This window comes from Nitrosococcus halophilus Nc 4 (genome assembly GCF_000024725.1).
Taxonomy (GTDB): domain Bacteria; phylum Pseudomonadota; class Gammaproteobacteria; order Nitrosococcales; family Nitrosococcaceae; genus Nitrosococcus; species Nitrosococcus halophilus.
In genome coordinates this window covers 3,923,601-3,950,097 of record NC_013960.1, presented here as the reverse complement: position 1 = coordinate 3,950,097, position 26,497 = coordinate 3,923,601, and the positions used below count along the sequence as shown (strand labels likewise).

Annotated in this window: 22 protein-coding genes; 10 read left to right on the top strand and 12 right to left on the bottom strand. The window is 53.6% G+C overall.

Features of this window, described 5'->3' with window-relative positions; all coding sequences use genetic code 11:
- Positions 1-34: 34 nt before the first annotated feature.
- A complete protein-coding gene (locus NHAL_RS18585) occupies positions 35-1,732 on the top strand; it encodes a hypothetical protein (protein ID WP_013034693.1) in 1,698 nt (565 codons plus the stop codon).
- 382 nt (positions 1,733-2,114) lie between these two features.
- Positions 2,115-2,336 (top strand): hypothetical protein, encoded by a 222-nt coding sequence (locus tag NHAL_RS18580; RefSeq protein WP_041355199.1) that lies wholly within the window; start codon positions 2,115-2,117, stop codon positions 2,334-2,336.
- Positions 2,337-2,408: 72 nt separating this feature from the next.
- Here the strand turns inward: NHAL_RS18580 and NHAL_RS18575 are convergent, their stop codons facing one another.
- Entirely contained in the window at positions 2,409-2,756 is a 348-nt protein-coding gene (locus NHAL_RS18575) for a CopG family antitoxin (RefSeq protein WP_013034692.1), read from the bottom strand.
- Between the two features lie 176 nt (positions 2,757-2,932).
- Here NHAL_RS18575 and NHAL_RS18570 point away from each other — a divergent pair, with 176 nt between their 5' ends.
- Positions 2,933-3,733, top strand: a complete 801-nt coding sequence (locus NHAL_RS18570; protein ID WP_013034691.1) for an IS5 family transposase — start codon at positions 2,933-2,935, stop codon at positions 3,731-3,733.
- Between the two features lie 158 nt (positions 3,734-3,891).
- Here NHAL_RS18570 and NHAL_RS19985 read toward each other — a convergent pair whose 3' ends face one another.
- From NHAL_RS19985 to NHAL_RS18550, 3 genes are all read right to left on the bottom strand, one after another.
- Positions 3,892-4,584 (bottom strand): FRG domain-containing protein, encoded by a 693-nt coding sequence (locus NHAL_RS19985; RefSeq protein WP_238985528.1) that lies wholly within the window; start codon positions 4,582-4,584, stop codon positions 3,892-3,894.
- Positions 4,585-4,951: 367 nt separating this feature from the next.
- Complete coding sequence (gene ssb / locus NHAL_RS18555; protein ID WP_013034689.1) at positions 4,952-5,422, bottom strand: single-stranded DNA-binding protein; 471 nt, start codon at positions 5,420-5,422, stop codon at positions 4,952-4,954.
- A 38-nt stretch (positions 5,423-5,460) separates the two neighbouring features.
- The gene (locus tag NHAL_RS18550) at positions 5,461-6,879 is read right to left on the bottom strand and encodes an MFS transporter (RefSeq protein WP_013034688.1); all 1,419 of its coding nucleotides are present in this window, start codon (positions 6,877-6,879) and stop codon (positions 5,461-5,463) included.
- A gap of 62 nt (positions 6,880-6,941) precedes the next feature.
- Between NHAL_RS18550 and uvrA the strand changes: the two genes are divergently transcribed.
- Positions 6,942-9,809 carry an excinuclease ABC subunit UvrA gene (gene uvrA, locus NHAL_RS18545; protein WP_013034687.1) on the top strand — a complete coding sequence of 956 codons (2,868 nt, stop codon included), beginning with the start codon at positions 6,942-6,944 and terminating at the stop codon, positions 9,807-9,809.
- A gap of 6 nt (positions 9,810-9,815) precedes the next feature.
- On the opposite strand, the gene trkA is transcribed toward uvrA, so the two are convergent.
- From trkA to def, 7 genes are all read right to left on the bottom strand, one after another.
- Complete coding sequence (gene trkA, locus NHAL_RS18540; protein WP_013034686.1) at positions 9,816-11,189, bottom strand: Trk system potassium transporter TrkA; 1,374 nt, start codon at positions 11,187-11,189, stop codon at positions 9,816-9,818.
- A gap of 48 nt (positions 11,190-11,237) precedes the next feature.
- Positions 11,238-12,599, bottom strand: a complete 1,362-nt coding sequence (locus tag NHAL_RS18535; protein WP_013034685.1) for a sigma-54-dependent transcriptional regulator — start codon at positions 12,597-12,599, stop codon at positions 11,238-11,240.
- Entirely contained in the window at positions 12,596-14,797 is a 2,202-nt protein-coding gene (locus NHAL_RS18530) for a sensor histidine kinase (protein ID WP_013034684.1), read from the bottom strand. The genes NHAL_RS18535 and NHAL_RS18530 overlap by 4 nt, the downstream gene beginning before the upstream one ends.
- Entirely contained in the window at positions 14,761-15,354 is a 594-nt protein-coding gene (locus tag NHAL_RS18525; protein ID WP_013034683.1) for a DUF4390 domain-containing protein, read from the bottom strand. The genes NHAL_RS18530 and NHAL_RS18525 overlap by 37 nt, the downstream gene beginning before the upstream one ends.
- On the bottom strand, positions 15,332-16,654 hold the full coding sequence (gene rsmB / locus NHAL_RS18520) for a 16S rRNA (cytosine(967)-C(5))-methyltransferase RsmB (protein WP_013034682.1): 1,323 nt from the start codon (positions 16,652-16,654) through the stop codon (positions 15,332-15,334). Before rsmB ends, NHAL_RS18525 begins: the two co-directional genes overlap by 23 nt.
- Before the next feature lie 9 nt (positions 16,655-16,663).
- The gene (fmt, locus tag NHAL_RS18515; protein WP_013034681.1) at positions 16,664-17,632 is read right to left on the bottom strand and encodes a methionyl-tRNA formyltransferase; all 969 of its coding nucleotides are present in this window, start codon (positions 17,630-17,632) and stop codon (positions 16,664-16,666) included.
- 255 nt (positions 17,633-17,887) lie between these two features.
- On the bottom strand, positions 17,888-18,391 hold the full coding sequence (def, locus tag NHAL_RS18510; protein WP_013034680.1) for a peptide deformylase: 504 nt from the start codon (positions 18,389-18,391) through the stop codon (positions 17,888-17,890).
- Positions 18,392-18,664: 273 nt separating this feature from the next.
- Between def and NHAL_RS18505 the strand changes: the two genes are divergently transcribed.
- The 6 genes from NHAL_RS18505 (at position 18,665) to hemE (ending at position 25,609) form a co-directional block, all read left to right on the top strand.
- Positions 18,665-19,702 (top strand): LysM peptidoglycan-binding domain-containing protein, encoded by a 1,038-nt coding sequence (locus NHAL_RS18505; protein ID WP_013034679.1) that lies wholly within the window; start codon positions 18,665-18,667, stop codon positions 19,700-19,702.
- Positions 19,703-19,726: 24 nt separating this feature from the next.
- Positions 19,727-20,833, top strand: coding sequence for a DNA-processing protein DprA (gene dprA / locus NHAL_RS18500; RefSeq protein ID WP_013034678.1), 1,107 nt, complete (start codon positions 19,727-19,729; stop codon positions 20,831-20,833).
- Positions 20,830-21,309, top strand: a complete 480-nt coding sequence (locus NHAL_RS18495) for a DUF494 family protein (RefSeq protein ID WP_013034677.1) — start codon at positions 20,830-20,832, stop codon at positions 21,307-21,309. The genes dprA and NHAL_RS18495 overlap by 4 nt, the downstream gene beginning before the upstream one ends.
- A 112-nt stretch (positions 21,310-21,421) precedes the next feature.
- A complete protein-coding gene (locus tag NHAL_RS18490; protein ID WP_013034676.1) occupies positions 21,422-23,776 on the top strand; it encodes a DNA topoisomerase I in 2,355 nt (784 codons plus the stop codon).
- Positions 23,777-23,840: 64 nt separating this feature from the next.
- Complete coding sequence (gene purE / locus NHAL_RS18485) at positions 23,841-24,341, top strand: 5-(carboxyamino)imidazole ribonucleotide mutase (RefSeq protein WP_013034675.1); 501 nt, start codon at positions 23,841-23,843, stop codon at positions 24,339-24,341.
- Positions 24,342-24,535: 194 nt separating this feature from the next.
- Positions 24,536-25,609, top strand: coding sequence for a uroporphyrinogen decarboxylase (gene hemE, locus NHAL_RS18480; RefSeq protein ID WP_013034674.1), 1,074 nt, complete (start codon positions 24,536-24,538; stop codon positions 25,607-25,609).
- A gap of 105 nt (positions 25,610-25,714) precedes the next feature.
- Here hemE and NHAL_RS18475 read toward each other — a convergent pair whose 3' ends face one another.
- Positions 25,715-26,458 (bottom strand): class I SAM-dependent methyltransferase, encoded by a 744-nt coding sequence (locus tag NHAL_RS18475; protein WP_013034673.1) that lies wholly within the window; start codon positions 26,456-26,458, stop codon positions 25,715-25,717.
- Positions 26,459-26,497: the final 39 nt, after the last annotated feature.

Genomic DNA, 26,497 nt, shown 5'->3' with positions numbered 1-26,497 from the left:
TGAGGTACTCAATAATCATAAAGGGCTCCACTCCATGATGCGAAAAAATATCCTCCGCAAAGTAATCATAGTGACCGCCTTAATAGGCGGACTGAATATGGGCTTAGCCCATGCCTTCAACATTAACGGCACCTTCACGGGCAACTGGTGGGAAGGGCCGGACAAATCCGGACGGGGCTTTCTCTTGGAAGTGACCGAGACGGATGCGGGTAACGTGTTGATTGTCAACTGGTTCACTTTCAATGACAGTGGCCAACAAATTTGGCTGAACGGTAACGCCGTTGTGGATAGCGGCTCTAACTCCGTTACCGTGCCCCTCCTCCGCAAGGAAGGCGGTCAATTTGGTCCCGGCTTCCAAGCTGGCCAGGCCAGTGACATCAATTGGGGGGAAGCCACCTTCACTTTCCAATCCTGCGACCAGGGTCAAGTTTCCTATAACGGCCAAGATGGAAGCGGTACCTTGGAAATCCAAAACTTAACTCGTCCTCAAGGCACCCAATGTGTTGTTGAGGAACCCTTTACCGCTTGCCCCGCCTTTGCTAGCGCAGGCCCGGTGGAAGGCTCCTGTGTTCTGTCTGGCACGATTACTTCTGATGTCACCCTGACCAATAACATTACCTGGGTTTTAGGTGGGGGCGTTTTTATTGGTGGTGATAATACCAATAGCGCCACCCTCCACGTCGAGCCCGGCACTACTATTCTCGGTCAAGGGGTTTCCGACTTCCTGTATATTCGTCGTGGTTCCAAGATTATTGCCCAAGGCACCCCCCAAAACCCCATTATCTTTACCGGTCCCTTGGAACAAAGCCCCGGGGAATGGGGCGGCTTGGTTATAGCAGGCAATGCCCCTGTCAATGGTTGTAACGAAGGGGTAGAATTCTGTGAACAGGTGGATGAAGCCCTCACTACGCCCTATGGGGGCAATAATCCGGGGGAAAGCAGCGGCGCATTGAAATATGTTCAGATTCGTTATGCTGGCTTTGAGGTGCGTCCCGATCAGGAACTCAACGGCTTAACCCTACTAGGGGTAGGGTCCGGTACCAGCATTGACTATGTTCAGGTCCACGCCGGGCTGGATGATGGTGTGGAAATGTTTGGTGGCACCGTTAATCTCAAGCATATTGTACTGACGGACATCGGCGATGACAGCATGGACTGGGGCCAGGGTTGGCAAGGAAAGGCCCAATTCGTGCTGATTCGCCAAGCGGCAGACGACGGCGACCGTGGTATCGAAGCGGACAACAACGAAGACGACTTCAACAGCACGCCGCGCTCCAAACCCATGATCTCCAATATTACCGCCCTGGGATCTGCTGTCAGCAGTAATGGTGCCCTGCTCCGTCGTGGTACCGGCGCCAATATCTTCAACTCGGTGTTCACGGGTTTTGGTGAAGAATGCCTTAACATCGACAGTGACGCCACATTTACCAATGCGGGTACCCCGGCTAGCCTGACTGGTGAGCTCACTATTCAGAACTCTTACGTGAATTGTGGAGTCAATTTCGCCGATAGTGGGGAAGACCCCTTCCTGGTCAGTGACTGGTTCAACGCCCAAGCGGGCAACGTGGCGGGTAATCCCCAGCTAGATGGCTATTTGCCGGCTGAAGGTTCGCCCCTCAGCACCGGGGGAGCACCAGTGGCCGATGGCTTCTTTGATTATACCGATTTCGTCGGTGCCTTCCGCAACCGCTACGATGATTGGACCCAGGGCTGGACGATTGCCCTCGACTAATTATCCTTGCCTCCAAGGTAAAAAAAACCCCTGCGGGCCATGGTCATGGTGCTCGCGGGGGTTTTTATTTCCTTCTCTAATGGGGTCATCTAATGGGGTCGTCATCTAATGGGGTCAGGTCTTGTCTAATGCTTTTCGGCAAATCCGATACAGCCTTTCCCGTTTAAATTAGGTCTGAGAAGTTTGCCGCCGAGGGTCTAGTTATGCTGCTTCAAGCCCAATGGAATTCCCTTTAAATGGGAACTGCTATATTTGGCCTGTGGTGTTGCTCAGGTGCCGCTTTTCTGATAGGAATTCCTATCAGAAGACACCGGTATCAATGGGGGTGTATAAATAACTGTGTAACGGGTGATCTGTAATTAACAAAAAGGAGAAAGCACTGATGACCCGTATTGAAAAAAAGACCGATGAGTTGCGCGTGCGAGCGTTAGCCTTGTTGTGGAACTTCTGTCCTTCATCGCCACGGACGGTGAAAAAACATCAGGGACAACGTTGTCCCGCCGAGCGGATTAACCATAAGCGCTACGCTGAAAACTGGCTGGAGAATTTGCTCATCTCAGGCTCTATGAATGGCCTGAGGCACCATCAACAGAATCCGTTATAAACAGTATTTTCTAATAGCTTCTAAGTTAAAATTGGTTTAACTCTTCTAAAGTGCACTATGAAAGACCTGACCCTAATTTTCCATTTTGTCCTTCGAATCGCGGCCTATCGGGGGAACTACAGGGTCCGAGTTGAGCGACTTGTTAGCCGTGATATTGTATAAGCTCCCCGATACATACTTGTGAAGAATGCTTGATACAAGTGTTTGATAAGGGATGCCTTCCTCCAGCGCCCGCCTTTGTATAGCCTCTAGATCACGTGATGATATGCGAATATTTATGCGTTTATCTTTTTTAAATGTCTCTTCAGCAGCTTTCGCAAGTTGCTTCCTTCGCTGCGGAGTTAAGACAGACTTAAACTCTCCTGCTTCGAAATCACGCAGAATTTCTTTCTCTTCCTCATCAAGTTTAACTTTGCTCATGACTTGCCTCCAAGGTATTGCTTCGTAGCCTTTCTGCTTGGAATGACAGTTTTTAAGAAGATTTCCTCAGAAGCTGTTGGAAAACCCTGACTGTATAGTGCTAGGGGGATAAAGAAGAGGAGTGCTCACCAGTATCATTCACCCCAAGAGTAAACCAAAGAAGGTGAAGAAAGCTGATGAGCACAGATCGATATTATCCAACGGATTTAACCGAGGAACAATGGCAAGTGATCGCCCCTTTGTTACCCCAGCCCAAGAAACGGGAGGGAGGCCCTGGGCGTCCCCCTTGCCATCCGCGGTGGATAGTCAATGGGATTTTGTACGTGAACAAAACGGGTTGCCAATGGCGCATGGTGCCCAAGGAATACGGGTGCTGGAATACGATCTTTGACTATTTTAATCGTTGGCAGAAACAAGGGGTGTGGTCAGAGGTAATGGAGCAACTGCGCCAACAAGAGCGGCAACGCCAAGGGCGGTTGGCCGAACCTTCAGCCGGGTGTGCCGATAGCCAGAGTGTGAAAGCCGCCACTCAAGGAAACTCAATCGGGTACGATGGGGGTAAGCAAGTTAAAGGGCGAAAACGCCATGTGCTCGTCGATACCCTCGGTCTTATTCTGGCGGTGGTGGTCACCGCCGCCAATGGGGATGACCGCCAAGGACTCAAAGCACTGCTGTCTTGTTATTTTGCTAAGGGAGTAAAGCGGTTGCGCAAAATCTGGGTCGATGGCAATTATTCGGGCAGTCCCCTTCAAAACTGGGTCGCTCGGTTAAAGAAAACCCACAAACTTAAGCTCGAGCGGGTAGAGAAAACCGGCCCGGGTTTTAACCTCGTCAAACGCCGATGGGTGGTGGAACGTACTTTTTCTTGGCTGTTTAACTACCGACGCCATTCGAAAGATTACGAACGGCTCACCCAAAATAGTGAGGCCATGATCCAGATCTCTATGATCCATCTCTTGCTCAAACGTTTGGCTTAATTTTAGGGTTTTCCAACAGCTTCTCAGGTAGGGTCGAGGGTGCCAGCAGGATCGACGCGCAGCGGTCTTATTATAAAATCTAATTTTTCGCCTAAAATGCAATATAAGAGACCTGATTCAGATCTACCTACTATTGACAGCGTGGAATCTCATATTTATTAGCTGATATCATACTGCTCCCGCATTTCCCAGGCGAGTGCATCCAAATCGTGAAACAAAGATGTTCGCGTAATACCAAGGTGAGCAAGCGCTTCTAAGAGCCCACGCTTGAGTGTCGACGGGATCACAATCGAGCGCAATACATTACTTGCCACGATGTTGCAAAGATCGTCAGTGATGCCATGCACAGTAAAGGTACCACGCTGGCGCGCCAATCTATCATTTGAGGCGTATGTGGAAATTGCAACTATTTTGGGAGGCATCTTGCTACCTTTGAATGAAGCCCACATTATCTCGCTGCATGGGCTGCTCGTGGGTGCAAGCAATACCCGTTGCTTTACTTTCTGTTCATTGAGGGCCATCGGTACAAGGATGTAAAGGCATCCGTCCGTGTCTGGTTTATCAGCAACGGCGAAAAACACCGCTGCGAGTGCCGATTCGCTCCAATCCAGGAGCCGGGTGGGTAACCCGTGGTGCTGCATGAGAAACAGCCAGCGAGCAGGGTCATTGTCTGCTGGAGGGTATTCAAGCATACCCATTGCGCGATAGCGAAACCGCGTAAGCATGTTTTTTTCCTGTTCGCGTGATATTCCTGATCGCAACAAACGAGGTACTAGAGCCCACGAAGCGTCGGCTTGTCCGCGAAACCAAACTTCGCCGGAAGGTTGCCGCGTAGCAGCAATCTCATTCACAAGATCGTCAAAAAAGGCCACAGTTTATAGGATCAGGTCTTGTCACGTGTCTTTGAAGTATATAAAAAAATAGCAATATGCTCTGCCATGTTCTTTAAAAGCTTTTTTAGATAGAAATAAGCTTTCCTTTTAAACCGAAGTTTTGAATTTTGTTGGCAAAGTCGCGATTGGAGGTAGGAGGAGGTAAGGGTTTACCCTCGCGCCGATAGAGTTCGATAGCCTCCTCCACAATCTCACAAAGTTCATGGAAAACTTCTTTCTCATCTCGCCGCCGGTGATTTTCCTTACCTCTGTGATTCCCGAATCCAGATTTCTCAAGTTTCCCTATGGAATGCTTGACTTCGATCAAAATTATTTATGGTAGCCGTCAGAACGGTATGTCATCCTCAAAATCATCATCGCTTGAGGACGGGGGAGGTGAAGGCCGGGAGGGAGGACTTGAGGGGCCTGGGGCCGAGCCTTGGTTCATGTCGTTGTTATAAGGGGCGCTGCCGCCTGTGGCCCGGTCCAGCATTTGCATCTCGTTGGCGACAATCTCGGTGGTATAGCGGTCCTGGCCGTCCTGGCCTTGCCACTTGCGGGTTTGGAGGCGGCCTTCCACGTAGATCTTGGAGCCTTTTTTCAGGTATTCGCCGGCAATTTCCCCCAGGCGGCCGAAGAACACTACCCGGTGCCATTCGGTGCGTTCCTGTTGCTCGCCGGTGGTTTTGTCTTTCCAGGTCTCCGAGGTGGCCAGGGTGATATTGGCGATGGCCCCGCCACTGGCGGTATAGCGGACTTCCGGATCCCGTCCCAGGTTACCTATCAGAATGACTTTGTTAACGCCTCTTGATGCCACGATGAATTCTCCTGCCGTAATGGCTGTTGAATGCGGGTTTATTTTACCGCGATGGGTTGATCTCGGTTAGTGGGGTTAATCTCGGTCAGGGCGGCTTTATCTAGCCGCTCATCATCGACCTTGAGATAAGCGACCCCCTCCTCGGCTACCACCACCGCATCGGCGACCCCTGGGATTTCGGTAAGGCGTTTAGCCAGGAGCTTAGCCTCGTCGGGTTCCACTTTCCCGATGGAAAGAATTTGGCTGCGCAAGTATTGGGGCGGTCGCATGGTGGCGGCAAAGAATAGCCACAGGGCGGCGGCGCCGGCGCAGAAGGTAAAGGTCCCTTCGAGGCCAAAGTGCTCATAGACGGCCCCGCCGGCCCAGCCTCCCACAAAGGCGCCCAGGAATTGGCAAGTGGAGTACACGCCCATGGCGGTGCCTTTGCTGCCGGCTGGACTTTGCTTGGAGACCAGGGAAGGTAAGGTGGCTTCCAGCAGGTTGAATGCGGTGAAAAATAGCCACAGGGCGGCGATGGTGCCGGCCAGGGAAGGGTGGAAATAGCGCCAGGCAAGTTCCGCCAGGCCCAGAATGGCCACCGCGCCGATGAATACCTCTTTCATGCGGCGCTTTTTTTCCGCCAAAATGATAAAAGGCACCATGGCGAGGATGGAGGTGATCAGCACCGGCAGATACACATAGCCATGAAAGTTGGGGGCAAGACCGCTTTCGTCCCGCAAACTAATGGGCAGAACCACAAAGCTGGCGGTGAGCAGGAGGTGTAAAATAAAAATCCCCAACGCCAGCCGCATCAGTTGAGAATCTCCCAGGACTCGGAGAAATTGTTGCGGGGCGGGCTCTACATCCAGGTGGTGGCGAGGGGCGGTTACGTGGGGAACGCCCAAGTGGAGTACCCCAATTCCCAGAATCGCCAACACTGCCGTGGTCCAAAACAGGCCCGGAACCCCAATCCATTGGTTAAGCACGGGTCCCACCGCCAGGGCAATGGCAAAGGACATCCCAATAGAGAGCCCGATCAACGCCATGGCCTTGGTGCGTTGCTCTTCCCGGGTCAAATCAGCCACCAGGGCCATCACCGCTGCGGCGATAGCGCCGGTGCCTTGCAGCGCCCGACCGATGATGACCCCGGTGATGGTGTCTGCCATGGCCGCTATCATGCTCCCCAAGGCGAATAGAATCAGTCCGGCGGTGATGACCGGTTTGCGCCCAATGCGGTCGGAGAGCAAACCGAAGGGGATCTGGAGCAGGGCTTGGGTAATCCCATAGGCTCCCAGGGCCAGACCAATCAGGGTGGGGGTAGCGCCCTGGAGATCGTGGGCATAAAGGGAAAAGACCGGCAGGATCAGAAATAGACCGAGCATACGCAGGGAATAGATGCCGGCCAGGGAAAAGAGGCCGCGACGCTCCAGGGAGGTCATCCCCAAGGTGAATTGGCGTTTTGATTTACTGTGCTTCATTTTGCTTCATTACGATTTGGCCGCGTATATTAACAAGATTTATCGATGATGGGCTAAAGGCTATGGATCGGATTTGCATCCGCGGTGCGCGTACCCACAATTTAAAGAATATTGATCTGGATTTTCCCCGGGAGCGGTTAATCGTCATTACCGGGCTATCGGGTTCGGGAAAGTCGTCCCTGGCTTTTGATACCCTTTATGCTGAAGGGCAGCGCCGTTATGTGGAGTCCCTCTCGGTTTATGCCCGCCAATTTCTCTCCATCATGGAAAAGCCTGATGTGGATCATATTGAAGGACTCTCCCCGGCCATTGCTATTGAGCAAAAATCCACCTCCCATAATCCCCGCTCCACCGTCGGCACCATCACCGAAATCTATGATTATTTACGCTTGCTCTATGCCCGCGCCGGTGAACCCCGTTGTCCTGAACATGGGATTATCCTGGAAGCCCAGACTATAAGCCAAATGGTGGATCAGGTTTTGAGCCTTCCCGAAGGCGGGCGATACATGCTGCTGGCGCCGGTGGTGGAAGGGCGCAAGGGAGAACATCTGCAAGTTTTGGAAAATTTGCTGCAACGGGGTTTTATCCGGGCCCGGATTGATGGTGAGGTGGTGGAACTGGAGCAGGCCCCCAAGCTCGCGGCTAGTAAAAAGCATACCATCGAAGTGGTGGTGGATCGTTTCAAGATCAAGCTTCGCCCCGATCTCCAACTACGTCTAGCGGAGTCCTTTGAAACCGCCTTGCAGTTGGCCGATGGTTTGGCCCGGGTGGTGTCCCTGGATGATTCGGCCCTGCCAGAACAGGTGTTTTCGGCCCGCTTTGCCTGTCCTGTGTGCCGCTATTCCTTAAGCGAGCTGGAACCCCGGTTGTTTTCCTTTAATAACCCCAAGGGGGCTTGTCCTCGCTGCGATGGCTTGGGGGTGAAGCAGTTTTTTGATTCCTTCCGGGTGGTGGCCCACCCTGAGCTGAGTTTGGCCGCGGGCGCGGTGCGGGGCTGGGATCGGCGCAATGCCTATTACTACCAGATGATCCTTTCCTTGGCCCGGCATTATGGTTTTGAGGTGGAAACCCCCTTCCAAGATTTGCCCGAAGCGGTGCGTCAGGTAGTGCTTTATGGCAGCGGCCGGGAAAAAATCACCTTTCGCTATCTCAGCAGCCAAGATAAGCAGACCACCCATCGCCATGCCTTCGAGGGGGTGATTCCCAATATGGAGCGCCGCTACCGGGAGACCGAGTCTCCAGCGGTGCGGGAAGAATTGGCCCGTTACTTGGCGGTGCAGGCTTGCCCGTCGTGCCAGGGTACCCGGCTGTGCCAAGAGGCGCGCCATGTGTTTGTGGCGGATTATAGCCTGCCTGAGATTACGGCCTTGCCCGTGGGGCGGGCGCTGGACTTGTTTTCCCAGCTATGTTTGCCGGGCCGTCGAGGTGCCATTGCCAGCCCCATACTCAAGGAGATCCAAGACCGATTAGCATTCCTGGTCAATGTGGGGTTGGATTATTTGACTTTGAACCGCAGCGCCGAGACTCTCTCCGGTGGCGAGGCTCAGCGAATCCGGTTGGCCAGCCAGATTGGGGCTGGTTTGGTGGGAGTTATGTATATCCTGGATGAACCTTCCATTGGTTTGCACCAGCGGGATCATCAGCGGTTGTTGGATACCTTGACCCGTCTCCGCGATCTGGGCAATACGGTCATTGTGGTGGAACATGATGAAGACGCCATCCGGGCGGCTGACCATGTGGTGGATATGGGCCCTGGTGCCGGGGCCCATGGGGGAGAGATCATCGCCCAAGGTACGCCGGCGGAGATCATGGCCAATCCGGCCTCCCTGACCGGGCAGTATCTGGGGGGGCAGAAAGAAATTCCTGTGCCTTGCCAGCGTAGGCCTTTTAATGCCTCCCGGCTGCTTTCTTTGCGGGGAGCCAGCGGCAATAATTTACGCCGGGTGGACTTGGAGATTCCCCTGGGAGTCATGACCTGCGTCACGGGGGTTTCCGGTTCCGGTAAATCCACCTTAATCAACGATACCTTATTGCGGGTTGCCGCCCGGACCCTCAATCGGGCCTCGGTTGATCCCGCCCCCTATGAAGGAATCGAGGGCTTGGAGCACCTGGATAAGGTGGTTGCCATTGACCAAAGTCCTATCGGCCGCACTCCCCGTTCTAACCCGGCCACCTATACTGGCTTATTCGCCCCTGTGCGCAATCTATTCGCGGAAACCCCCGAGGCCCGCTCCCGGGGTTATGGGCCGGGGCGTTTCAGCTTTAATGTCAAAGGGGGGCGCTGCGAATCTTGCCAGGGGGACGGCCTGATTAAAGTAGAGATGCACTTTCTTCCCGATATCTATGTGGCTTGCGATGTCTGCCAGGGTAAGCGCTATAACCGGGAAACCCTGGAGATCCGCTATAAGGGCAAAAATATTTACGAAGTCTTGGAGATGACGGTGGAGGAAGCGCGGGATTTTTTTGCCAATGTTCCGGCGGTGGCCCGAAAGCTGCAGACCTTGTTGGAGGTGGGACTGTCCTATATCAAGCTAGGGCAGAATGCAGTGACTCTCTCCGGTGGCGAGGCCCAGCGGGTCAAATTGGCGAAAGAACTCTCCAAACGGGACACGGGGCGGACCCTGTATGTTCTGGATGAGCCTACCACCGGGCTGCATTTCCATGATGTGGCCCAGCTTCTCCAAGTGTTACTGCGGCTGCGAGAAGGGGGGAATACCATTGTGGTCATCGAGCATAATCTGGAGGTAATCAAGACTGCTGATTGGATTGTGGACCTGGGTCCTGAGGGGGGCGAGGGCGGCGGGAGGATTATGGCTACGGGGACCCCTGAGGCGGTGGCCGCCTGCCAAGATTCCTATACCGGACATTACTTAGCCCAGGTTTTACCCCAGGCCAATGGCCCTCAGACCTTGTCAGCAGCGAAATCATGATCTGGATCACAGGAAAGTAAAACCGACCTGGAACAGGCGCTCCACCTCGGGGATACGGCGCTTGTCCACCAAGAACAAAATGACGTGATCGCCGGATTTAATGACCGTATCGTGGTGGGCCATCAGGACCTCGTCACCCCGTACAATAGCGCCGATGGTGGTGCCCGGCGGGAGCTTGATCTCCTCGATGGCCCGGCCGACCACTTTGGAAGAAGAAGAATCCCCATGGGCGACTGCTTCTAGGGCTTCGGCCGCCCCCCGACGCAGGGAATGGGCGGCCACCACATCGCCACGGCGGATGTGGGCAAGCAGGCTGCCAATGGTGGCCTGTTGAGGGGAGACAGCAATATCCACGGCCCCACTCTCCACCAGATCCACATAAGCCGCCCGGTTGATTAAGGACATGACTTTACCGGCACCCAGCCGTTTGGCCAGCATGGCGGAAAGGATGTTGATCTCATCATCATTGGTCAGGGCGCAGAAAATATCCGTATCTTCGATATTTTCCTCTAGGAGAAGCTCCTCGTTGGCCGCATCGCCTTGGAGAACAATACTTTTGTGGAGTTCTTCAGAGAGGTCTTTGGCCCGTTTGGGATCGGCTTCAATGATCTTGACCTGGTAGCGGTCTTCCAGGGCTTTGGCGAGGCGCTGACCAATACTGCCGCCGCCACCGAGCATGATCCGCTTATAGGGATTGTCCAGGCGGCGCAATTCCGCCATGACTTTGGGAATATCCTTTTGCGAGGCGATGAAAAAGACTTCGTCATCGGCCTCGATGACAGTACCCCCTTGGGGGAAAATAGGCTTGTCTTGGCGGAAAATGGCCGCCACCCGGGTCTCTACGCCGGGGAGGTGCTCCGGCAATTCCCGTAGCTGATGACCCACCAGCAGCCCCCCATAATAGGCCCTCACTGCCACTAGCTGGACCCTGCCATCGGCAAAATCCAGGACCTGGAGAGTGCCTGGATTATCAATCAGGCGTTTAATGTAGTCGGTGACCAGTTGCTCCGGGCTGATCAACACGTCAATGGGCAAAGTCTTGGTAGAGAACAACTCCGGGTAGGCTAAATAACCTGCGGCGCGCACCCGGGCCACCTTGGTGGGGGTATGAAAAAGGCTATAGGCGACTTGACAGGCGATCATGTTGGTTTCATCACTGCTGGTGACCGCCACAATCATATCTGCGTCTTCCGCTCCTGCTTGGGCGAGGACATCTGGATGGGAGGCCAAGCCCTGCACGGTGCGGATATCCAAATGATCCTGAAGGCTTTGCAGTAACTTGCCATCGGTGTCTACCAGGGTGATATCGTTGAATTCGCTGGCCAGGTTAGTGGCTACCGAGGCGCCCACCTGGCCAGCGCCTAGGATGATGATTTTCATAGGAATAGCCGCCTGTATTTATTGTTTTTCAAGAAGCGGGGAGGTTAATTATTCTTGATTTCCCAACCGCTTGGTATCAATTCCCAATGATCGCAGTTTACGATAAAGATGGGTCCGTTCCATTTCAACCAATTTAGCTGCCTTACCTACATTGCCTCCCGTTTCTCGCAGTTTGTGCTCCAAGTAAAGCCGCTCGAATTGTTCCCGGGCTTCCCGTAAGGGGAGGCCCAGATCAATGGGAAGCGGGGTGCCGGTGACTGAAATCGGTTCGAGACTGGCTTCCACTTCGGCTAAATCAATCTCTACCCCCTTGCCGATGATCAGCAGGCGCCGCACTAAGTTGCGTAATTCCCGGACGTTACCCGGCCAGTTATGATTGCGTAGGCGGTTTTGGGCCGCGACGCTAAAGTGACGGTAAGGGAGCCCTTCTTGTTCCACCAGAAGATCGACGAAATAATTGAGTAGCTCAGGGATATCCTCGCAACGCTCTCGCAACGGCGGAATAAATAAGGGTAATACGCTAAGTTGATAGTAGAGATTTTCTCGAAAGCGACCGCTCTCAACCAGTTGGCTCAAGTCCACGCTGGTCGCGGTTACCAAGCGTGGAAAGCACTGCTTTGCCGCCTCAGTGCCCGTGGAGGTGGCGGCGTCAATAAGCGCATATAATCGGCGCTGACTATTCGGGCTTAGAGCCTCAATCCCGTCGAGAAATACAGTGCCTGTTCGGGCCCGTGCTAATATCCCAGGTTGATCTTGGTTGCCTGAATATTTTCCAAACAATTCGAGTTGTTGAGCTTCTGGGGCCAAGCCCGCAATATTGACCGCGATGAATGGACCCTCGTGTCGGGAGGCGCAGAGGGCATGGAGATATCGGGCAAACAGGCTCTTGCCGCTTCCCGGCTCCCCAATGAGCAGTATGGGGGCGTCATTATCTGCCATGCGACGTGCTTGCTCCCGCAGCCGGGTCATCGGGGTGCTCTTACCCATGGGCTCGATGGGTGATAGGGAAAGTTCCCCTGCCCCGGGAGGAGAGGATTGATGGGCGTTAGCCAGGGCCTTTTCTACCGTGAGCAAGAGTTTGGCCATGGAAAGGGGTTTTTCAATATAGTCGAAGGCTCCCAAGCGGGTTGCTTGGACGGCGGTTTCTACCGTACCGTGCCCCGACATCATAATGACCGGCACTTCCTTGGTGGGACCCTGGGTCCATTCCCGTAGTAGGCTAATGCCATCGATGTCCGGCATCCAGATATCGAGCAAGAGAAGGTCCGGGGGATCGGTTTGCCATACTTTGCGGGCGATGGCGCCATTTTCGGCCACGGTTACCCGGTAGTTTTCATCTTCTAGAATTTCATGAATTAAGATCCGGATGTCGGGTTCATCGTCCACCACCAGGATATGGGGTGCGGTCATGAGCGTACCTCCAATAGGGGTTGTGGAGCTGCTTGGTATGGCAATTGGACAATGAGACAGGCCCCTCCTTCCGGAAGGTTCTTGGCCCAGACGTGACCCCCTTGTTCTTCCACAATGCGCTTGACGATGGCCAATCCCAGGCCGGTTCCTTTAGGTCGCGTAGACACGTAGGGCTCAAATAGGCTCTGGGATAATTCCGGGGGGATGCCGGGGCCTTGATCGACGATTTGCAGTTCCGCCAATTCCCGTTGTTTGTCCTGTAAGCGGCGGGTTCGGATAGTCACCCGAGGGGTTTGCGGAGAATCGGCCATGGCTTCCAGGGCGTTTTTGATTAGGTTATGGAGCAGCTGGCGCAAGCGGCTGGGATCAGCCAGGAGCCAGAGGGGGTGAGGGGCCAACCGAGTCTCGATCCAGAGTTTATTTTCGTCACCTCGGTAGAGTTCCAGCACTTCGTTAACCAATTGGTTGAGATCCAAAAATTGTTGTTGCAGGGCCGGGTTGCGGGCATATTCGGAGAAAGCGTTCACCATTTCTTTCATGGCCTCTACCTGGGCAATAATAGTATGGGTTAACCGATCCAACAGCTGAGTCTGATCGGCGGGCAACAGATTGAGATACTTGCGCCGTAGCCGCTCCGCGGAGAGCTGGATAGGGGTGAGTGGATTTTTGATCTCATGGGCGAGGCGCCGAGCTACCTCCCCCCAGGCAGCGTTGCGTTGTGCTTGGACAAAGGGGGTGACGTCGTCAAATACAATGACTTGACCGGCATTGCCCGGCAAGGGGGTGCCCCGGCACATGAGAAACTGGCGGCCATCTTCCTGTTGTCGGATGATTTCTTTGTGCCACTCCCGATGACGGCTTTCTAGATGGGGGTGGAGCAGTTCAATAAATTCCTGTACCGCTGGATAACGGCGCGCCACCTGTTCCAAAGCTTGACCGGTATAGCGGCGCAGGTCCACCCCCAGAATTTCCCCCGCGGTAATGTTGGCAGTGCGAATCCGGTAAGCATTGTCTAGAGTGACGACTCCCGAAGATAAACTCCCTAGCACGGCTTTTAAGTAACGCCGCTGCCTCTCCAGTTGTTGGCGGCTGGCGTGGGCGGTATCCCGGGCGTGCCTCAAGCGTCGAGTCATTTGGTTGAAGGAATCCACGAGGAAACCCAGCTCATCATGACCATGGGGGGGCAATTGAGTATCGTAGTCGCCGTTGGCGACGGCTCGAGTGCCTTGGGCTAGATCCGTTACCGGAGAAACTAGGCGTCGCGCTAGGAAAAATGCTGCCCATACGGCTGCCAATAGGGTCAGAAGGACAATGAGGGAGAGCGCCAGGGTAAAGCTATAGATTAACGGTTTACGTAGGTAAGCCAATTGTTGATATTGAGTGTAGGCGTCTTGAACGCTATCGGCTAGGGTGCTTAATCGGTCGGCAATGGGAAATAGGGCTTGTAAAATCAACGCCTCCGTATCAGGCCGGGTAGCGGGGAGGTTGACCACAGCCCGCAGATGCAGACCTGATTCGCCGACGGGATCGAGTCCTACATAATCTTGGCCTTGGCGGAGCTGGAACAAAATCACATCATTGGGGTGATCCGGGACAATAGTCTCCGGATCGAGGGTGGCCGAGGTGATGATATGCCCGCGGGTATTCAGCAGAGTTAACTCATGAGCGCCACTGATATGCCGTAGTTCCTGGAGGCTGTGCGCGGCTTTTTCTAGGGGTAATTCAGCCAGGGTGGCGGCCATTAATTGAGTTTGTTTGAGTAAGGTCCGCATCCGAATTCCGAAGGCCGTGCGGCCAAGTTCGAGGGAATCTTCCAGGGCCTTTTCCACCTCTACGTCAAACCAGCTTTCGATCCCTCGGTGTAAAAACTGTAAGGAGAAGGAAAACACAATGGCCAGGGGAATGAAAGCCAGAGAAATAAACATGGCCACCACCCGTAGGGTGAGCCGCGATCCAGGCTGGCGTTCCCGATATCTTCGAAGCAGGCGAATCAGGTTGGCACCAATAAAAAAGAGCAGTAGCAACAGCGCCAGCAAATTGACCCCCAGCACCACGAAATAGAGGCGATCAAAATGAGCCGAGTCTTCAAGGGCGGTGGCCAGCAGATAGAAAGAGAGCAGGAGCAGCCCTCCCAGGGCGAGATAGCGGATGTAGCCCCGGCTTAAAGTCCGGGCGATCCGAGTAACCAGCTGAACCATGGGCTGTCCAGGTGCCATTGGGGAGATAAATAGGCTATCGGCCGCATAGGAGCCGGTAGATCTTCAATATTCAAGCGGGTCCGCAGGCGAACCCGATAACGTTGATGGGGTTCCAATTCCTCTTGGGTGATAAGGGGGTAGTCTTTAATGGTGCTAAGACTTTTAATGGCTGCGCTAAGGTTGGGGTAAGCCCGCTGTCTATCTTGGCTAAGGTAGAGCAGGACAAACTGTTCTGATAAAGCATGGTACCTCAACTGGTAGCGAAGTGTGATTTCCTTAATCGTCTTAGGCCAGAGCCAGCGTCGAAGCCGTAGGATTTCGATTTCCTGATTGACGATCAGGGGAATACCGCTTTTGACAGCTTTTCGTACCTCTTCGTTGAGGGGGTAATCAATCTGGGCATGGAGACGATAAATCCCGCCCACTAATTGGGTGCTGGCCGTGCGAACATTAAATGTTTCGCTGGCGACACCACTCATGCTGATCAGCAAGCCGAGCAACAGGAGCCCGCCGGAACACCAGGGAAGGCCGCTTTCAGCACTTCTCCAGGCAAGCATAATAAAAGCCGTCTAGTCCTTCTGCACCAGTGAGGAGTTGCCGTCCAGGGATCTGGGGTAATCCCCATGGAACCTCTAGTGGTCGTTCTTTTCCCTCGGGGTGGGCAAGAAGAAACTCGCGAATTTGCTGTTCATTTTCCTGGGGCAATATAGAGCAGGTGCAATAAAGTAGCAAACCTCCGGGTGCAAGCAAGGGCCATAGGGCCGATAGCAAGCGTTTTTGTAAAACCACTAAGGGGGGAATATCACGCTCCCGTCGTAGGACTTTGATGTCAGGGTGGCGGCGGATGACGCCACTGCCTGAGCAGGGAGCATCTAGCAAGATCCGATCAAAGGGGATTCCATCCCACCAGGTTTGGGGCTGGGCCGCGTCACCTTGGACGACCTGAGCTTTCGCTTTCAACTGCAGGCGTTTCAGATTACTGTCGAGGCGTTCTAGGCGAACAGCCTCCAGATCCAGGGCAATGAGGGTTTCAAGCTGGGGCTCAAGCTCTAGAATGTGGCAGGTTTTACCGCCAGGGGCGGCGCAGGCATCCAGGACCCGCTGTCCGGGAGCCAGGGCCAATAAAGGAGCGACCCGCTGGCCGGCACCATCTTGGACCGAGACCCGCCCTTCAAGAAAACCCGGCAAAGTCGTGACTGGGCGGGGTTGGTCCAGCACCACTCCCCACTCCGTATGGGGTATGGCACGGGCTTCAATGCCATTGCGCTCTAGTTCTTGCAAGTAGCTTGCACGGCTACCTTGGAGACGGTTAACGCGCAGACTGAGAGGAGGGTGACAGTTATTGGCCGCGATGATTTGGGACCAATCATCCGGCCAGGAGCGACGGATAGCTTCCAATAGCCACCGAGGGTGGGCGCTATGGGCGACTTCATGGGTGGCCACTTGAGCTTGCAAAGCGACTTGGTTGCGCAAATAGGCACGGAGGATAGCATTGATCAGTTTTTTGGCCCACGGCTTACCCAGGCTTTCGGCAGCAGCAACCGTTTCGGACAAGGCCGCGTGGGAGGGGATACCGAGTTCTGTCAGTTGGTACAGGCCTAAAAGCAATAAGCTATAAAGGTCCACATCGCGGGCTCGTAATGGTTTGCGCAGAAGCTTTTGGGCCAGATATTCAAGTCGGGGCAGCCACCGCAGAACGCCATAACATAAGGTTTGAGTAAAGGCTTGATCCCGGTCTGGCAAATGGGCCACCGCCGGCGGTAAAGCCGCAGTGAGGGAGCGTCCTTGGCCAAGGACCTGCGCTAATACGGTGGCCGCTATGACTCGAGTACTCGCTGAGTGAGGTGCAGTCGGCATTCCAAAATACTAAGGCCGGGGGGGCTTGCCTGGGTTTTTTGCCAGCACGGAACCCGGCGTTAGGGGGTGAGCATTGAGATAAGCTTGGACCGCCATGGCTCGCTTACCTGCCGGTTGCACCTTTAGCAGGCGCAAGACCCCCTTGCCGGTGGCCACATCGATTCCTGTTTTATTCGCTGCTAAAAGGGTTCCCGGCGAAGCTGCGGTCTCTGTGGCAAGGGCCGTCGCCGACCACACGCGCAATATTTGATCCTTGATCTGGGTTTGTGCCACCGGCCAGGGATTAAAGGCCCGCACTTGGCGTTCTAAAAACGTTGCGGGTTGAGACCAATCGAGCCAGGCTTCTTCCTTGTGAATCTTGGGCGCGTAACAGGCCTGATTTTCATCTTGAAGGGTGGGGGTGGCCGTCCCTTCGGCAATGGCGGGTAAACACTGCAACAGGGCTTCGGCTCCTAATTCAGCAAGGCGGTCATGAACGGTGGCGGCGGTATCGTCTGGCTGGAGCGGATAACGTACGGTATGGAGCACCGGTCCCGTATCTAAACCGGCTTCCATCTGCATGATGCTGACTCCTGTCTCCTGGTCCCCTGCCATGAGAGCCCGTTGAATAGGGGCGGCACCCCGCCAGCGAGGTAATAGGGAGGCGTGGATGTTAATGCAACCGAGAGGGGGGATTTGGAGCACTGCGGTGGGTAGAAGAAGCCCATAGGCGACCACTACCATCAGATCGGGAGCCAGTGCCGCAAGCTGGGCCTGTGAGGTTTTATCTTTCAGGGAACTCGGCTGGTAGACGGGAAGTTGATGGGCGGTGGCGATGGCCTTGACCGGGCTTGGGGTGAGCTGTCGGCCTCGGCCGCTGGGACGGTCAGGCTGAGTATAGACCGCCTTGATAGAATATTCCGTTTCAACAAGTCGGCGCAGGACAACTGCAGCAAACTCGGGCGTTCCAGCGAAAACAATTTGCAGCGGTGCAGCCATGCCTGATATGGGGTTGTATAAATTTTAGAGAATGACGAACAGGATAAAATTAGCTTAGCTTTCTTTCTTTTCTGGAGTGTGTTTGCGCCATTGGCGGTATTCCGCCTGGGTACGCTTAATCTTGAGCTAGGGACTGGATTCTGGGACGCAAAACTACCTTCATCCTTCATTTTACCCAATAAAGGGGTATTGACTGCAAGCTTTAGCTTCAGCCCTTTGAAGGATGACCCTGGGGCAAGGTAGGCAATTCTTCCCTTAGGCGGAGAGGCGTTGCCGTTTTTCCACTTTTTTCCGGATACGTTGACGCTTGAGGGTCGAGAGATAATCGATAAAAAGCTTCCCCTCTAGATGGTCTAGCTCATGCTGAATGCAAGTGGCCAGCAGTTCTTGGGCCTCAAGCTCTTGCTCCTGCCCCTCCCGGTCTAGGTAGCGGACGGTAATTTCTGCGGCTCGAGTGACCGGCTCAAAGATCTCAGGCACCGATAGGCAGCCTTCATCGCTTTCGGCTTTTCCTCGTCGCGCCACAATCTCAGGATTGATAAGCACCAGCGGGGAGGATTTATCCTCGGAGATATCAATCACTACTATTCGTTTAGGGACGTTCACCTGGATTGCCGCAAGCCCAATACCCGGAGCCTGATACATGGTCTCCAGCATGTCATCGGCAAGTTTTTTTATGGACTCATCCACCGTAGCGACGGGCTGGGCCTTCCGACGCAGTCGGGGATCGGGGTAATGCAATATATTGAGTATCGCCATGGGACTTCAACCAAAGATTATGCCAGTAATTTCGTTAATAGGGTAATCAATCACAACTTTCCGCTCCTTATTTTGTATATAAATAAAGCGAAAAACCCATACTTTCAACCTTTGCGTTACTACTGTTTTCTGGCAGCGCTAAAGTACAAAGGTTCCATGTCGCCATAATACTTGATATTTCGGTAACGGTGCTACAGGGTTGGGGAAGGTGGAAACTCTCCCTTGGTCCGGCAGCCGTGGTTAGGTTTGGCTGAGGTTTATTCAGGGAAGCCGATGAAGCTTAAAAAATCATTAACTCTCATTTTCTTATATATCATTGCCCATGGGGCTTGGGGAGCGCCCGTGACCCTTAATCCGGATGCTCCCCAACGCTATGTGGTAGTCCGTGGCGATACCCTTTGGGATATTGCGGGCCGCTTTTTACGGGATCCTTGGCGGTGGCCGGATATTTGGCAGGTCAATCAGCAAATTAAGAACCCTCACTTGATTTATCCAGGCGATATTATTGCCCTCAGTTACGGTGAAAATGGGCGTCCTGTATTGGAACTTCAGCGAGGGCTTCCTACCTATAAGCTCTCACCAACGGTTCGAGTTATTGAGCTGGAAAAAGCCATTCCGACTATTCCCATTGATGTCATCCAGCAATTTCTGTTGAATCCCCAAATGGTGAGTAAAGAAACTTTGGAGAATGCCCCCTATGTAGTTGCAGGAACAGAGGAGCGCTTGATTTTAGGAGCGGGAGATGATGCTTACGTTCGTGGTCTAGGCAATTCGGCTACCACGAGATATGGTATCTACCGGGGGGGCGAGGTCTACCGGGATCCGGATCACCCTTATAAAGTTCTAGGTTATGAGGCTCTTTTTATTGCGGATGGGAAAGTGCGCCAGTTTGGCGATCCTGCTATTCTGAGTATTCAGAACTCCAAGCGGGAGATACTTGTGGGAGATCGGCTCTTGCCAATAAACGACCAGGCCTTTGAACGGCACTTTTTTCCCCATGTGTCACCGACCCCCGTAGAGGGTAAAATTATTGCGGTGATAGAAGGGGTTTCCCAGATTGGCCAGCATCAGGCCGTGGTGCTGAATTTGGGTACAGAGGATGGCATGGACAAAGGGACGGTACTGGCGATATACCAAGCGGGTAGAGTCGTGCGTGATCCCATAAGCCGTTTACCTGATGATAAAGTCCAGTTACCTGACGAACGGGCAGGGGTGATCATGGTCTTTCGCGCTTTTAACCATATCAGCTATGGGTTAGTGATGGGAGCGGAACGGGCTATTCATGTGTATGATGTCGTTCGTAATCCATAAATTGGAGCTGCCCTTGGTTTGCCAATGAATGAACGAGCCTGCTGGCTCGCCTTACACCGTGCCCCGGGCATTGGCAGTATTGGTTTTGGTCGGCTCCTGAAAGAATATGGCTCGCCAGCTGCGGTATTGGCTGCTCCAGAGAAAGCGACTAACCTTAGCAATGAAACCCGGCATTATTTGCGGCAGCCCGATTGGGGGGCCGTAGAACAGGATCTTAAGTGGCTGGAACAGCCAGAACGTTATTTACTGACTTTAGCCGATCCAGGTTACCCGCCACTTTTGCGGGAGATCCCGGATCCGCCGCCGGTCTTATTCATTCATGGCGATCCTTCCCTGCTCTCCTTACCCCAGCTGGCCATTGTGGGCAGTCGTAATCCCTCCCCAACAGGGGCAGAGACGGCCGCCCAATTTGCCACCTATTTGGCCAGTTCCGGTCTTGTGATCACGAGCGGGCTGGCATTGGGTATTGATGCCGCTGCCCATGAGGGAGCGCTGGCAGCGAAGGCGCCGACTATCGCTGTGGCGGGAACCGGGTTAGATAGGGTCTACCCGGCCCGCCATCGGGCTTTGGCCCATGCCATCGCCAAGGGAGGGGCCCTGGTGTCGGAATTTCCCATTGGCACTCCCCCTTTACCCCAGAATTTTCCGCGTCGTAACCGGCTCATCAGTGGCCTTAGTTTGGGCATTCTAGTGGTCGAAGCGGCTTTGCAAAGTGGTTCTCTAATTACCGCCCGTCTAGGCGCAGAACAGGGACGTGAGGTCTTTGCGATTCCTGGCTCCATCCATAATCCGCTCGCCCGGGGTTGCCACCGCCTTATCCGTGAAGGCGCCAAGTTGGTGGAAACTGCCCAGGACATTTGGGAGGAATTAGGTCCTTTGGTAGGCTCAATGGCTGACCTGCAACCTCAGGAAAAGCATAAAAAAATAGAGGAATCAAGCAGGGATCCAGAGTACCAGATCCTGCTGGATTGTCTAGGCTATGATCCCCTCCCCATAGATACCCTAGTTGAGCGCTGCGGATTGACGGCAGAAGCGGTTTCCTCCATGCTTTTGATGTTAGAGTTACAAGGCCGCATCACAGCATTGCCTGGAGGGCGCTATCTCCGTTGCGGTAAAGAGGGCCAATCATGAAAGAAAATGTGCTCGATGTACTGATGTATCTGTTCCAGAGTTATATGGATAGTGAGGCTGAGGCTCAGCCTACGAAGGAATCATTGGAAGTAGAACTGACAGAGGCGGGTTTTCACCATGCCGAAATAGGTAAGGCGTTTGATTGGTTGGAAGGACTAGCGGCGTTACAGCAGAGTGAGCCGCGCCCGTTCCCAGTGACCAACTCCTCGATTCGGGTCTTTACTCTCCATGAAAAAGAGAAGCTAGATACTGAGTGCCGAGGATTTTTGCTGTTTCTGGAGCAGGTCGGCGTGCTGGATTCCATGACACGGGAATTAGTGATTGATCGGGTGATGGCGTTAGAGGCTGAAGATTTTGACTTGGAGCAGCTTAAGTGGGTTATTCTGATGGTGTTATCTCACCAGCCAGGTCAAGAAGCGGCCTATGCCTGGATGGAAGATTTGGTCTTTGACGAGGTAACTGACCTTTTACATTGATGCGTGGGGTTGCTTGGCCCCATGCCGAGCGTGGGTAGGATCTCGCCTACTGACCTTATGATTTTACTCGATGCCCGCGTTTCGCGGGCTTCGAGTTTTCAGGGGATAGTCAATGAGTAAAAACCTGGTTGTTGTGGAGTCGCCAGCCAAGGCCAAGACTATTAAGAAGTACTTAGGGAAAGACTTTGAAGTGATGGCGTCCTATGGGCACGTGCGAGACTTGATGCCCAAGGAGGGTGCGGTGGACCCTGAGCATGGGTTCGCAATGAAGTACCAGGTCATTGAAAAGAATAGCCGCCATGTGGATGCCATCGCAAAAGCATTGAAGAAGGCCGATGCCCTCCTTCTCGCAACTGATCCCGATCGGGAAGGGGAGGCGATTTCCTGGCATCTTCTTGAGCTTCTTAAAGAGCGGGGAGCTTTGGAGGGTAAGTCCATCAAGCGGGTGGTGTTCTATGAAATTACCCAGCAGGCAGTCAATGAGGCCATCGCCCACCCTCGCGATATTTCCTCGGATTTAGTCAATGCCCAGCAAGCACGGCGTGCCTTGGACTATTTAGTGGGATTTAATCTTTCTCCACTGCTGTGGAAAAAGATCCGCCGCGGCTTGTCTGCGGGACGGGTCCAAAGTCCGGCACTGCGCTTGATCTGCGAGCGGGAAAAAGAGATCGAAGCCTTTAAGATCCAGGAATATTGGACCCTAGAGGCCGATGCGGCGGCGTCTAAGCACCCCTTTGTTGCCAAACTAACCCATTTGGACGGTCACAAATTGGGGCAATTCGATATTGATAACGGTGACCGGGCCCAGGCGCTTGTGGAGCAGCTGACTAAAGCGGCGAGCGGTGAATTGCTGGTAATTAAGGTGGAGCGCAAGCAGCGCCGCCGTAATCCAGCGGCTCCATTTATTACTTCCACGTTACAACAGGAGGCTTCCCGCAAGCTCGGTTTTTCCACTAAACGGACCATGAGCGTGGCCCAGCAACTCTATGAAGGGGTGGATATTGGAGATGGCGCCGTGGGTCTCATTACCTATATGCGGACCGATTCGGTCAATTTGGCCAATGAAGCCGTGAAGGAACTTCGTGATTTTATTGCCGGCCATTTTGGTGAAAAGAGTTTGCCGGCCAAGCCGAAGACATTCAAAACCCGGGCTAAAAACGCCCAAGAGGCCCATGAAGCCATTCGCCCGACCTCGGTATACCGAACTCCAGAGGAGTTAAAACCTCACCTCAAGCCTGAACAGTTCAAGCTCTATCAGCTTATTTGGCGTCGCACCATCGCCTGCCAGATGAACCATGCCACCATTGAGACTGTGGCGGTGGATCTAGATACTCGGAAGTCGGTTCCAGAGAAGGGAGTGAGCAATACTGGCAGCAATATTTTCCGGGCCACAGGGTCAACGGTGGTTGACCCCGGTTTTATGGCTGTGTATCAGGAGGGACGGGATGATACCAAAGCGGAGGAGGAACAACGGATACTGCCGCCCATGAAGGAGGGGGATCGAGTGGAGTTGGTGCGGATACGGCCGGAGCAACACTTCACGGAGCCGCCGCCACGCTATACCGAAGCCAGCTTGGTGCGGGCTTTAGAGGAATTTGGTATCGGGCGGCCTTCTACTTACGCGACGATTATCTCCACCCTCCAGCAGCGCAGTTATGCGTTGTTGGAAAACAAGCGCTTCCACCCCACGGATGTGGGGCGGGTAGTCAACCGCTTTCTGACAGAGCATTTTAACCCTTATGTGGATTACGATTTCACCGCTCGTCTGGAGGATCAGCTTGATGCCATTTCCCGCGGAGAGAAGGTCTGGATTCCGGTGTTGGAGGAATTTTGGGAACCCTTTTTGGGGCGCATACAAGAAAAGGAACAAAGCGTCAGCCGAGAAGAGGCGGTCCAAGCCCGGGAATTGGGTATTGATCCCAAAAGCGGTCGCCCAGTATCAGTGCGCATCGGACGTTATGGGCCCTATGTCCAGATTGGCTCTAAGGAGGATGAAGAAAAGCCCCGTTTTGCGGGGCTGCGGCCAGGCCAAAAAATGGATACCATTACCCTGGAAGAAGGGCTGGCTTTGTTTGAATTACCCCGAGAGTTGGGGTTTAGTCCTGAGGGGGAGAAGGTCAGTGTCAACATTGGGCGTTTTGGACCTTATGTGAAATATGATAATAAATATGTCTCTCTACGGGGGGAGGACCCCTATACCATTGCTCTGGAGCGGGCCTTAGAGCTTATCCAGGAGAAGAAGCAGGCTGATGCTAATCGGGTAATCAAGGTCTTTCCTGATAGCGGAATCCAGATTCTCAATGGGCGTTACGGGCCCTATGTGACGGATGGTGAACGCAATGCCCGGGTTCCCAAGGACCAAGCCCCCGAGAAGCTTAGCTTGGAGCAGGCGCAAACCCTTATTAACGAAGCCCCCGCAAAGCGGGCGCGCCGTAAAACCGGAACCCGAAAAAAGGCTAAGGGGTAAGCTCTTTGGAAGCCACGAATTAACTTAGATCTAGTAGGACTTTCTTTGTAGTAGGAGAATCTTGGTGAATACTCCCTTTGTCGCCGTATTAATGGGATCGGACTCGGATCTGCCCGTCATGCAAGCCACCTTGGATCTGTTAAAGACATTGGAGGTGCCCTTTGAAGTTCGGATTAGTTCAGCCCATCGAACTCCAGAAGCCACTGCCCGTTATGTCAAGGAAGCAGATGCTCGGGGTTGTGGGGTGTTTATTGCTGCGGCTGGGTTGGCGGCGCATCTTGCCGGTGCAGTAGCTGCCAATACTTTAAAACCGGTCATTGGCGTTCCCATGGAGGGCGGCCCGTTAAACGGAATGGATGCTTTATTGTCCACGGTACAGATGCCCGGCGGTATTCCCGTGGCTTGTGTTGCCATTGGTAAGGCAGGGGCGAAAAATGCCGCCTATCTGGCAGCTCAAATCCTGGGGCTTGGAGATGCTGCTCTGGCGCAACGCCTGAGTTCGGATCGTCAGGCTAAGGCTGAAGCGATCCTGGCAAAGGCTAACGTTTTGCAGCACCAGCCTTGAGCATTTTCATGCCTGAATTTTACCCGAGGTGGGCCTAAGTTGGAGAGGGCGCCAAGAGGGATGACCTTGGGGTATAATTGGAAGACTAAAATTTTAGGAATAGCTGCCTAGCCTTATTCTATTCAAAGCTAGAACCTTTGATGATACCTCCCAAGGAGTCCCATTGTGTTGTTTGTATATGGTGATGTTTTCCCATGGCTGCGCTAAAAAATGATCGTTTACTGCGGGCGTTGTTGCGGCAGCCGGTGGACCAAACCCCCATTTGGATCATGCGCCAAGCGGGACGTTATCTTCCGGAGTATCGGGAAGTACGCGCTGAAGCCAGGGACTTTTTGACTTTGTGTTCAACGCCAGAGCTGGCTTGTAAAGTGACTCTGCAGCCTTTGCGGCGCTTTGATCTAGATGCTGCCATTATTTTTTCCGATATCCTCACCATTCCCGATGCCATGGGGCTGGGTTTGTATTTTTCCAAGGGTGAAGGACCTCGTTTTGAGCGCCCCGTTAGAACTGAAAGCCAGGTGGCGGCTCTTGGGGTCCCGGATCCGGAAACCGAGTTGCGTTATGTGATGGATGCCCTCCGGTTAACCCGTAGGGAGCTAGATGGCCAGGTGCCTCTGATTGGTTTTTCTGGAAGTCCCTGGACCCTGGCCTGCTATATGGTGGAAGGGGGGGCAAGTAAGGATTTTGCCCTGATCAAGGGACTAATGTTTGATCAGCCTCAGGTCATGCACCGCTTGCTGGAGATTCTTGCCCGCGCTGTCACTGCCTATCTCAATGCCCAAATAGCTGCAGGGGCCCAGGCGGTGATGGTCTTCGATACCTGGGGCGGAGCGTTAAGTCACCGAGACTATCGGGACTTTTCCCTTTCTTATATGGCCCGGATCGTGGAAGGCTTAGCACGAGAAAACGAAGGCCGTCGGGTCCCAGTGACTTTATTTACCAAAGGGGGAGGGCTTTGGTTGGAAGCAATGGCCGAGACGGGCTGTGATGCTTTAGGGGTTGATTGGACCGTGGATCTTGCCAAAGCTCGAATGCAGGTGGGAAAACAAGTGGCTTTGCAAGGAAATATGGACCCTTGCGTGCTTTATGCTTCAACTGCCCGGGTACGTCAGGAGGTTGATGAGATTCTTAAAGCCTACGGACGCGGCAGTGGTCATGTTTTCAATCTGGGTCATGGTATCCATCCCACTGTGGATCCTGAAAAAGTGGCTGTTTTGGTGGATACGGTCCATGAGCTCAGTAGGCCCTATCATACGGAAGAGGAATAAGCTGACGGCATTCCCCCCACCCTTGTGCTTGTCCCTATAAATAAAGGGTGGGGGGTGCTTTCCTGTCTTTAGAGGTCAAGCGCTTAGCTGGCCTATTCCCTGAATTCAGGAAGTTTTTGGCTTGCGCCCACTCACAAGGGCATTGATCCCCTGGCGGTAATGCTCTTCTACTGGGTAAAAGCCAATTGCCTCCATTGTCTGCAGGGTCGGTTGAGTCCGCATGACATGATGGGGCGACTCATCACTAAATAAATGGAGGATCCACTGTTCAAGCACGTCCGTGCGATTCCTTTCCATGAGCACTTCAAAGTATCGTTTTACCTCGGTTTGCACTTGTTGGGTATGCGCCTCAAAGTCATCTAGCCCATACCGATCGCCGTTGACGAAAATCCCACCGGGTTTCAGTGCGCGAAGGATCTCGGCTAATGCTTTCTCACGGTAGCTATTGAGAAAATTATGGAGCGTGTAAGCGGAAGCCACCATATCAAGGCTATCGTCGGGCAAGTCACACAAAGCAGAGAGGGCATCATTTTCTACTAAGATGACTTGTCCTTTCTCGATCCACCGGGATAAATTCTGTCGAGCCTGGTTGAGCATTGTCGGCTCGTTGTCTACGGAGGTGAGATGAATATCCTCCCGCGAATTGAGAAGGGCGAGGGTAGTGATTCCTGTGCCACAGCCGATTTCCAATACTTTGAGAGGCAGGCCTGCACCTGAGGTTCCGTTGTTGCTGACAAATTCGCCTACCCGCTTGCTCATTTCCGCTGCTTCGGGATGCATTACCCGAAGAAGTTCGTATTCCTCACCAATGAGGCCGGAAAATAAACGCTCGATCTCCGTATTTCTCATGCCTACCTCTAATTATTCCAGCAATTTTAATAAGGTCGA

What these genes read in the sequence shown, in the direction of transcription:
- NHAL_RS18585 (WP_013034693.1), top strand. Translation starts at nt 35, where the DNA reads ATGATGCGAAAAAATATCCTCCGCAAAGTAATCATAGTGACCGCCTTA.
- NHAL_RS18580 (WP_041355199.1), top strand. Translation starts at nt 2,115, where the DNA reads ATGACCCGTATTGAAAAAAAGACCGATGAGTTGCGCGTGCGAGCGTTA.
- NHAL_RS18575 (WP_013034692.1), bottom strand. Translation starts at nt 2,756, where the DNA reads ATGAGCAAAGTTAAACTTGATGAGGAAGAGAAAGAAATTCTGCGTGAT.
- NHAL_RS18570 (WP_013034691.1), top strand. Translation starts at nt 2,933, where the DNA reads ATGAGCACAGATCGATATTATCCAACGGATTTAACCGAGGAACAATGG.
- NHAL_RS18550 (WP_013034688.1), bottom strand. Translation starts at nt 6,879, where the DNA reads ATGAAGCACAGTAAATCAAAACGCCAATTCACCTTGGGGATGACCTCC.
- uvrA (WP_013034687.1), top strand. Translation starts at nt 6,942, where the DNA reads ATGGATCGGATTTGCATCCGCGGTGCGCGTACCCACAATTTAAAGAAT.
- trkA (WP_013034686.1), bottom strand. Translation starts at nt 11,189, where the DNA reads ATGAAAATCATCATCCTAGGCGCTGGCCAGGTGGGCGCCTCGGTAGCC.
- NHAL_RS18535 (WP_013034685.1), bottom strand. Translation starts at nt 12,599, where the DNA reads ATGACCGCACCCCATATCCTGGTGGTGGACGATGAACCCGACATCCGG.
- NHAL_RS18530 (WP_013034684.1), bottom strand. Translation starts at nt 14,797, where the DNA reads ATGGTTCAGCTGGTTACTCGGATCGCCCGGACTTTAAGCCGGGGCTAC.
- NHAL_RS18525 (WP_013034683.1), bottom strand. Translation starts at nt 15,354, where the DNA reads ATGCTTGCCTGGAGAAGTGCTGAAAGCGGCCTTCCCTGGTGTTCCGGC.
- rsmB (WP_013034682.1), bottom strand. Translation starts at nt 16,654, where the DNA reads ATGCCGACTGCACCTCACTCAGCGAGTACTCGAGTCATAGCGGCCACC.
- fmt (WP_013034681.1), bottom strand. Translation starts at nt 17,632, where the DNA reads ATGGCTGCACCGCTGCAAATTGTTTTCGCTGGAACGCCCGAGTTTGCT.
- def (WP_013034680.1), bottom strand. Translation starts at nt 18,391, where the DNA reads ATGGCGATACTCAATATATTGCATTACCCCGATCCCCGACTGCGTCGG.
- NHAL_RS18505 (WP_013034679.1), top strand. Translation starts at nt 18,665, where the DNA reads ATGAAGCTTAAAAAATCATTAACTCTCATTTTCTTATATATCATTGCC.
- dprA (WP_013034678.1), top strand. Translation starts at nt 19,727, where the DNA reads ATGAATGAACGAGCCTGCTGGCTCGCCTTACACCGTGCCCCGGGCATT.
- NHAL_RS18495 (WP_013034677.1), top strand. Translation starts at nt 20,830, where the DNA reads ATGAAAGAAAATGTGCTCGATGTACTGATGTATCTGTTCCAGAGTTAT.
- NHAL_RS18490 (WP_013034676.1), top strand. Translation starts at nt 21,422, where the DNA reads ATGAGTAAAAACCTGGTTGTTGTGGAGTCGCCAGCCAAGGCCAAGACT.
- hemE (WP_013034674.1), top strand. Translation starts at nt 24,536, where the DNA reads ATGGCTGCGCTAAAAAATGATCGTTTACTGCGGGCGTTGTTGCGGCAG.
- NHAL_RS18475 (WP_013034673.1), bottom strand. Translation starts at nt 26,458, where the DNA reads ATGAGAAATACGGAGATCGAGCGTTTATTTTCCGGCCTCATTGGTGAG.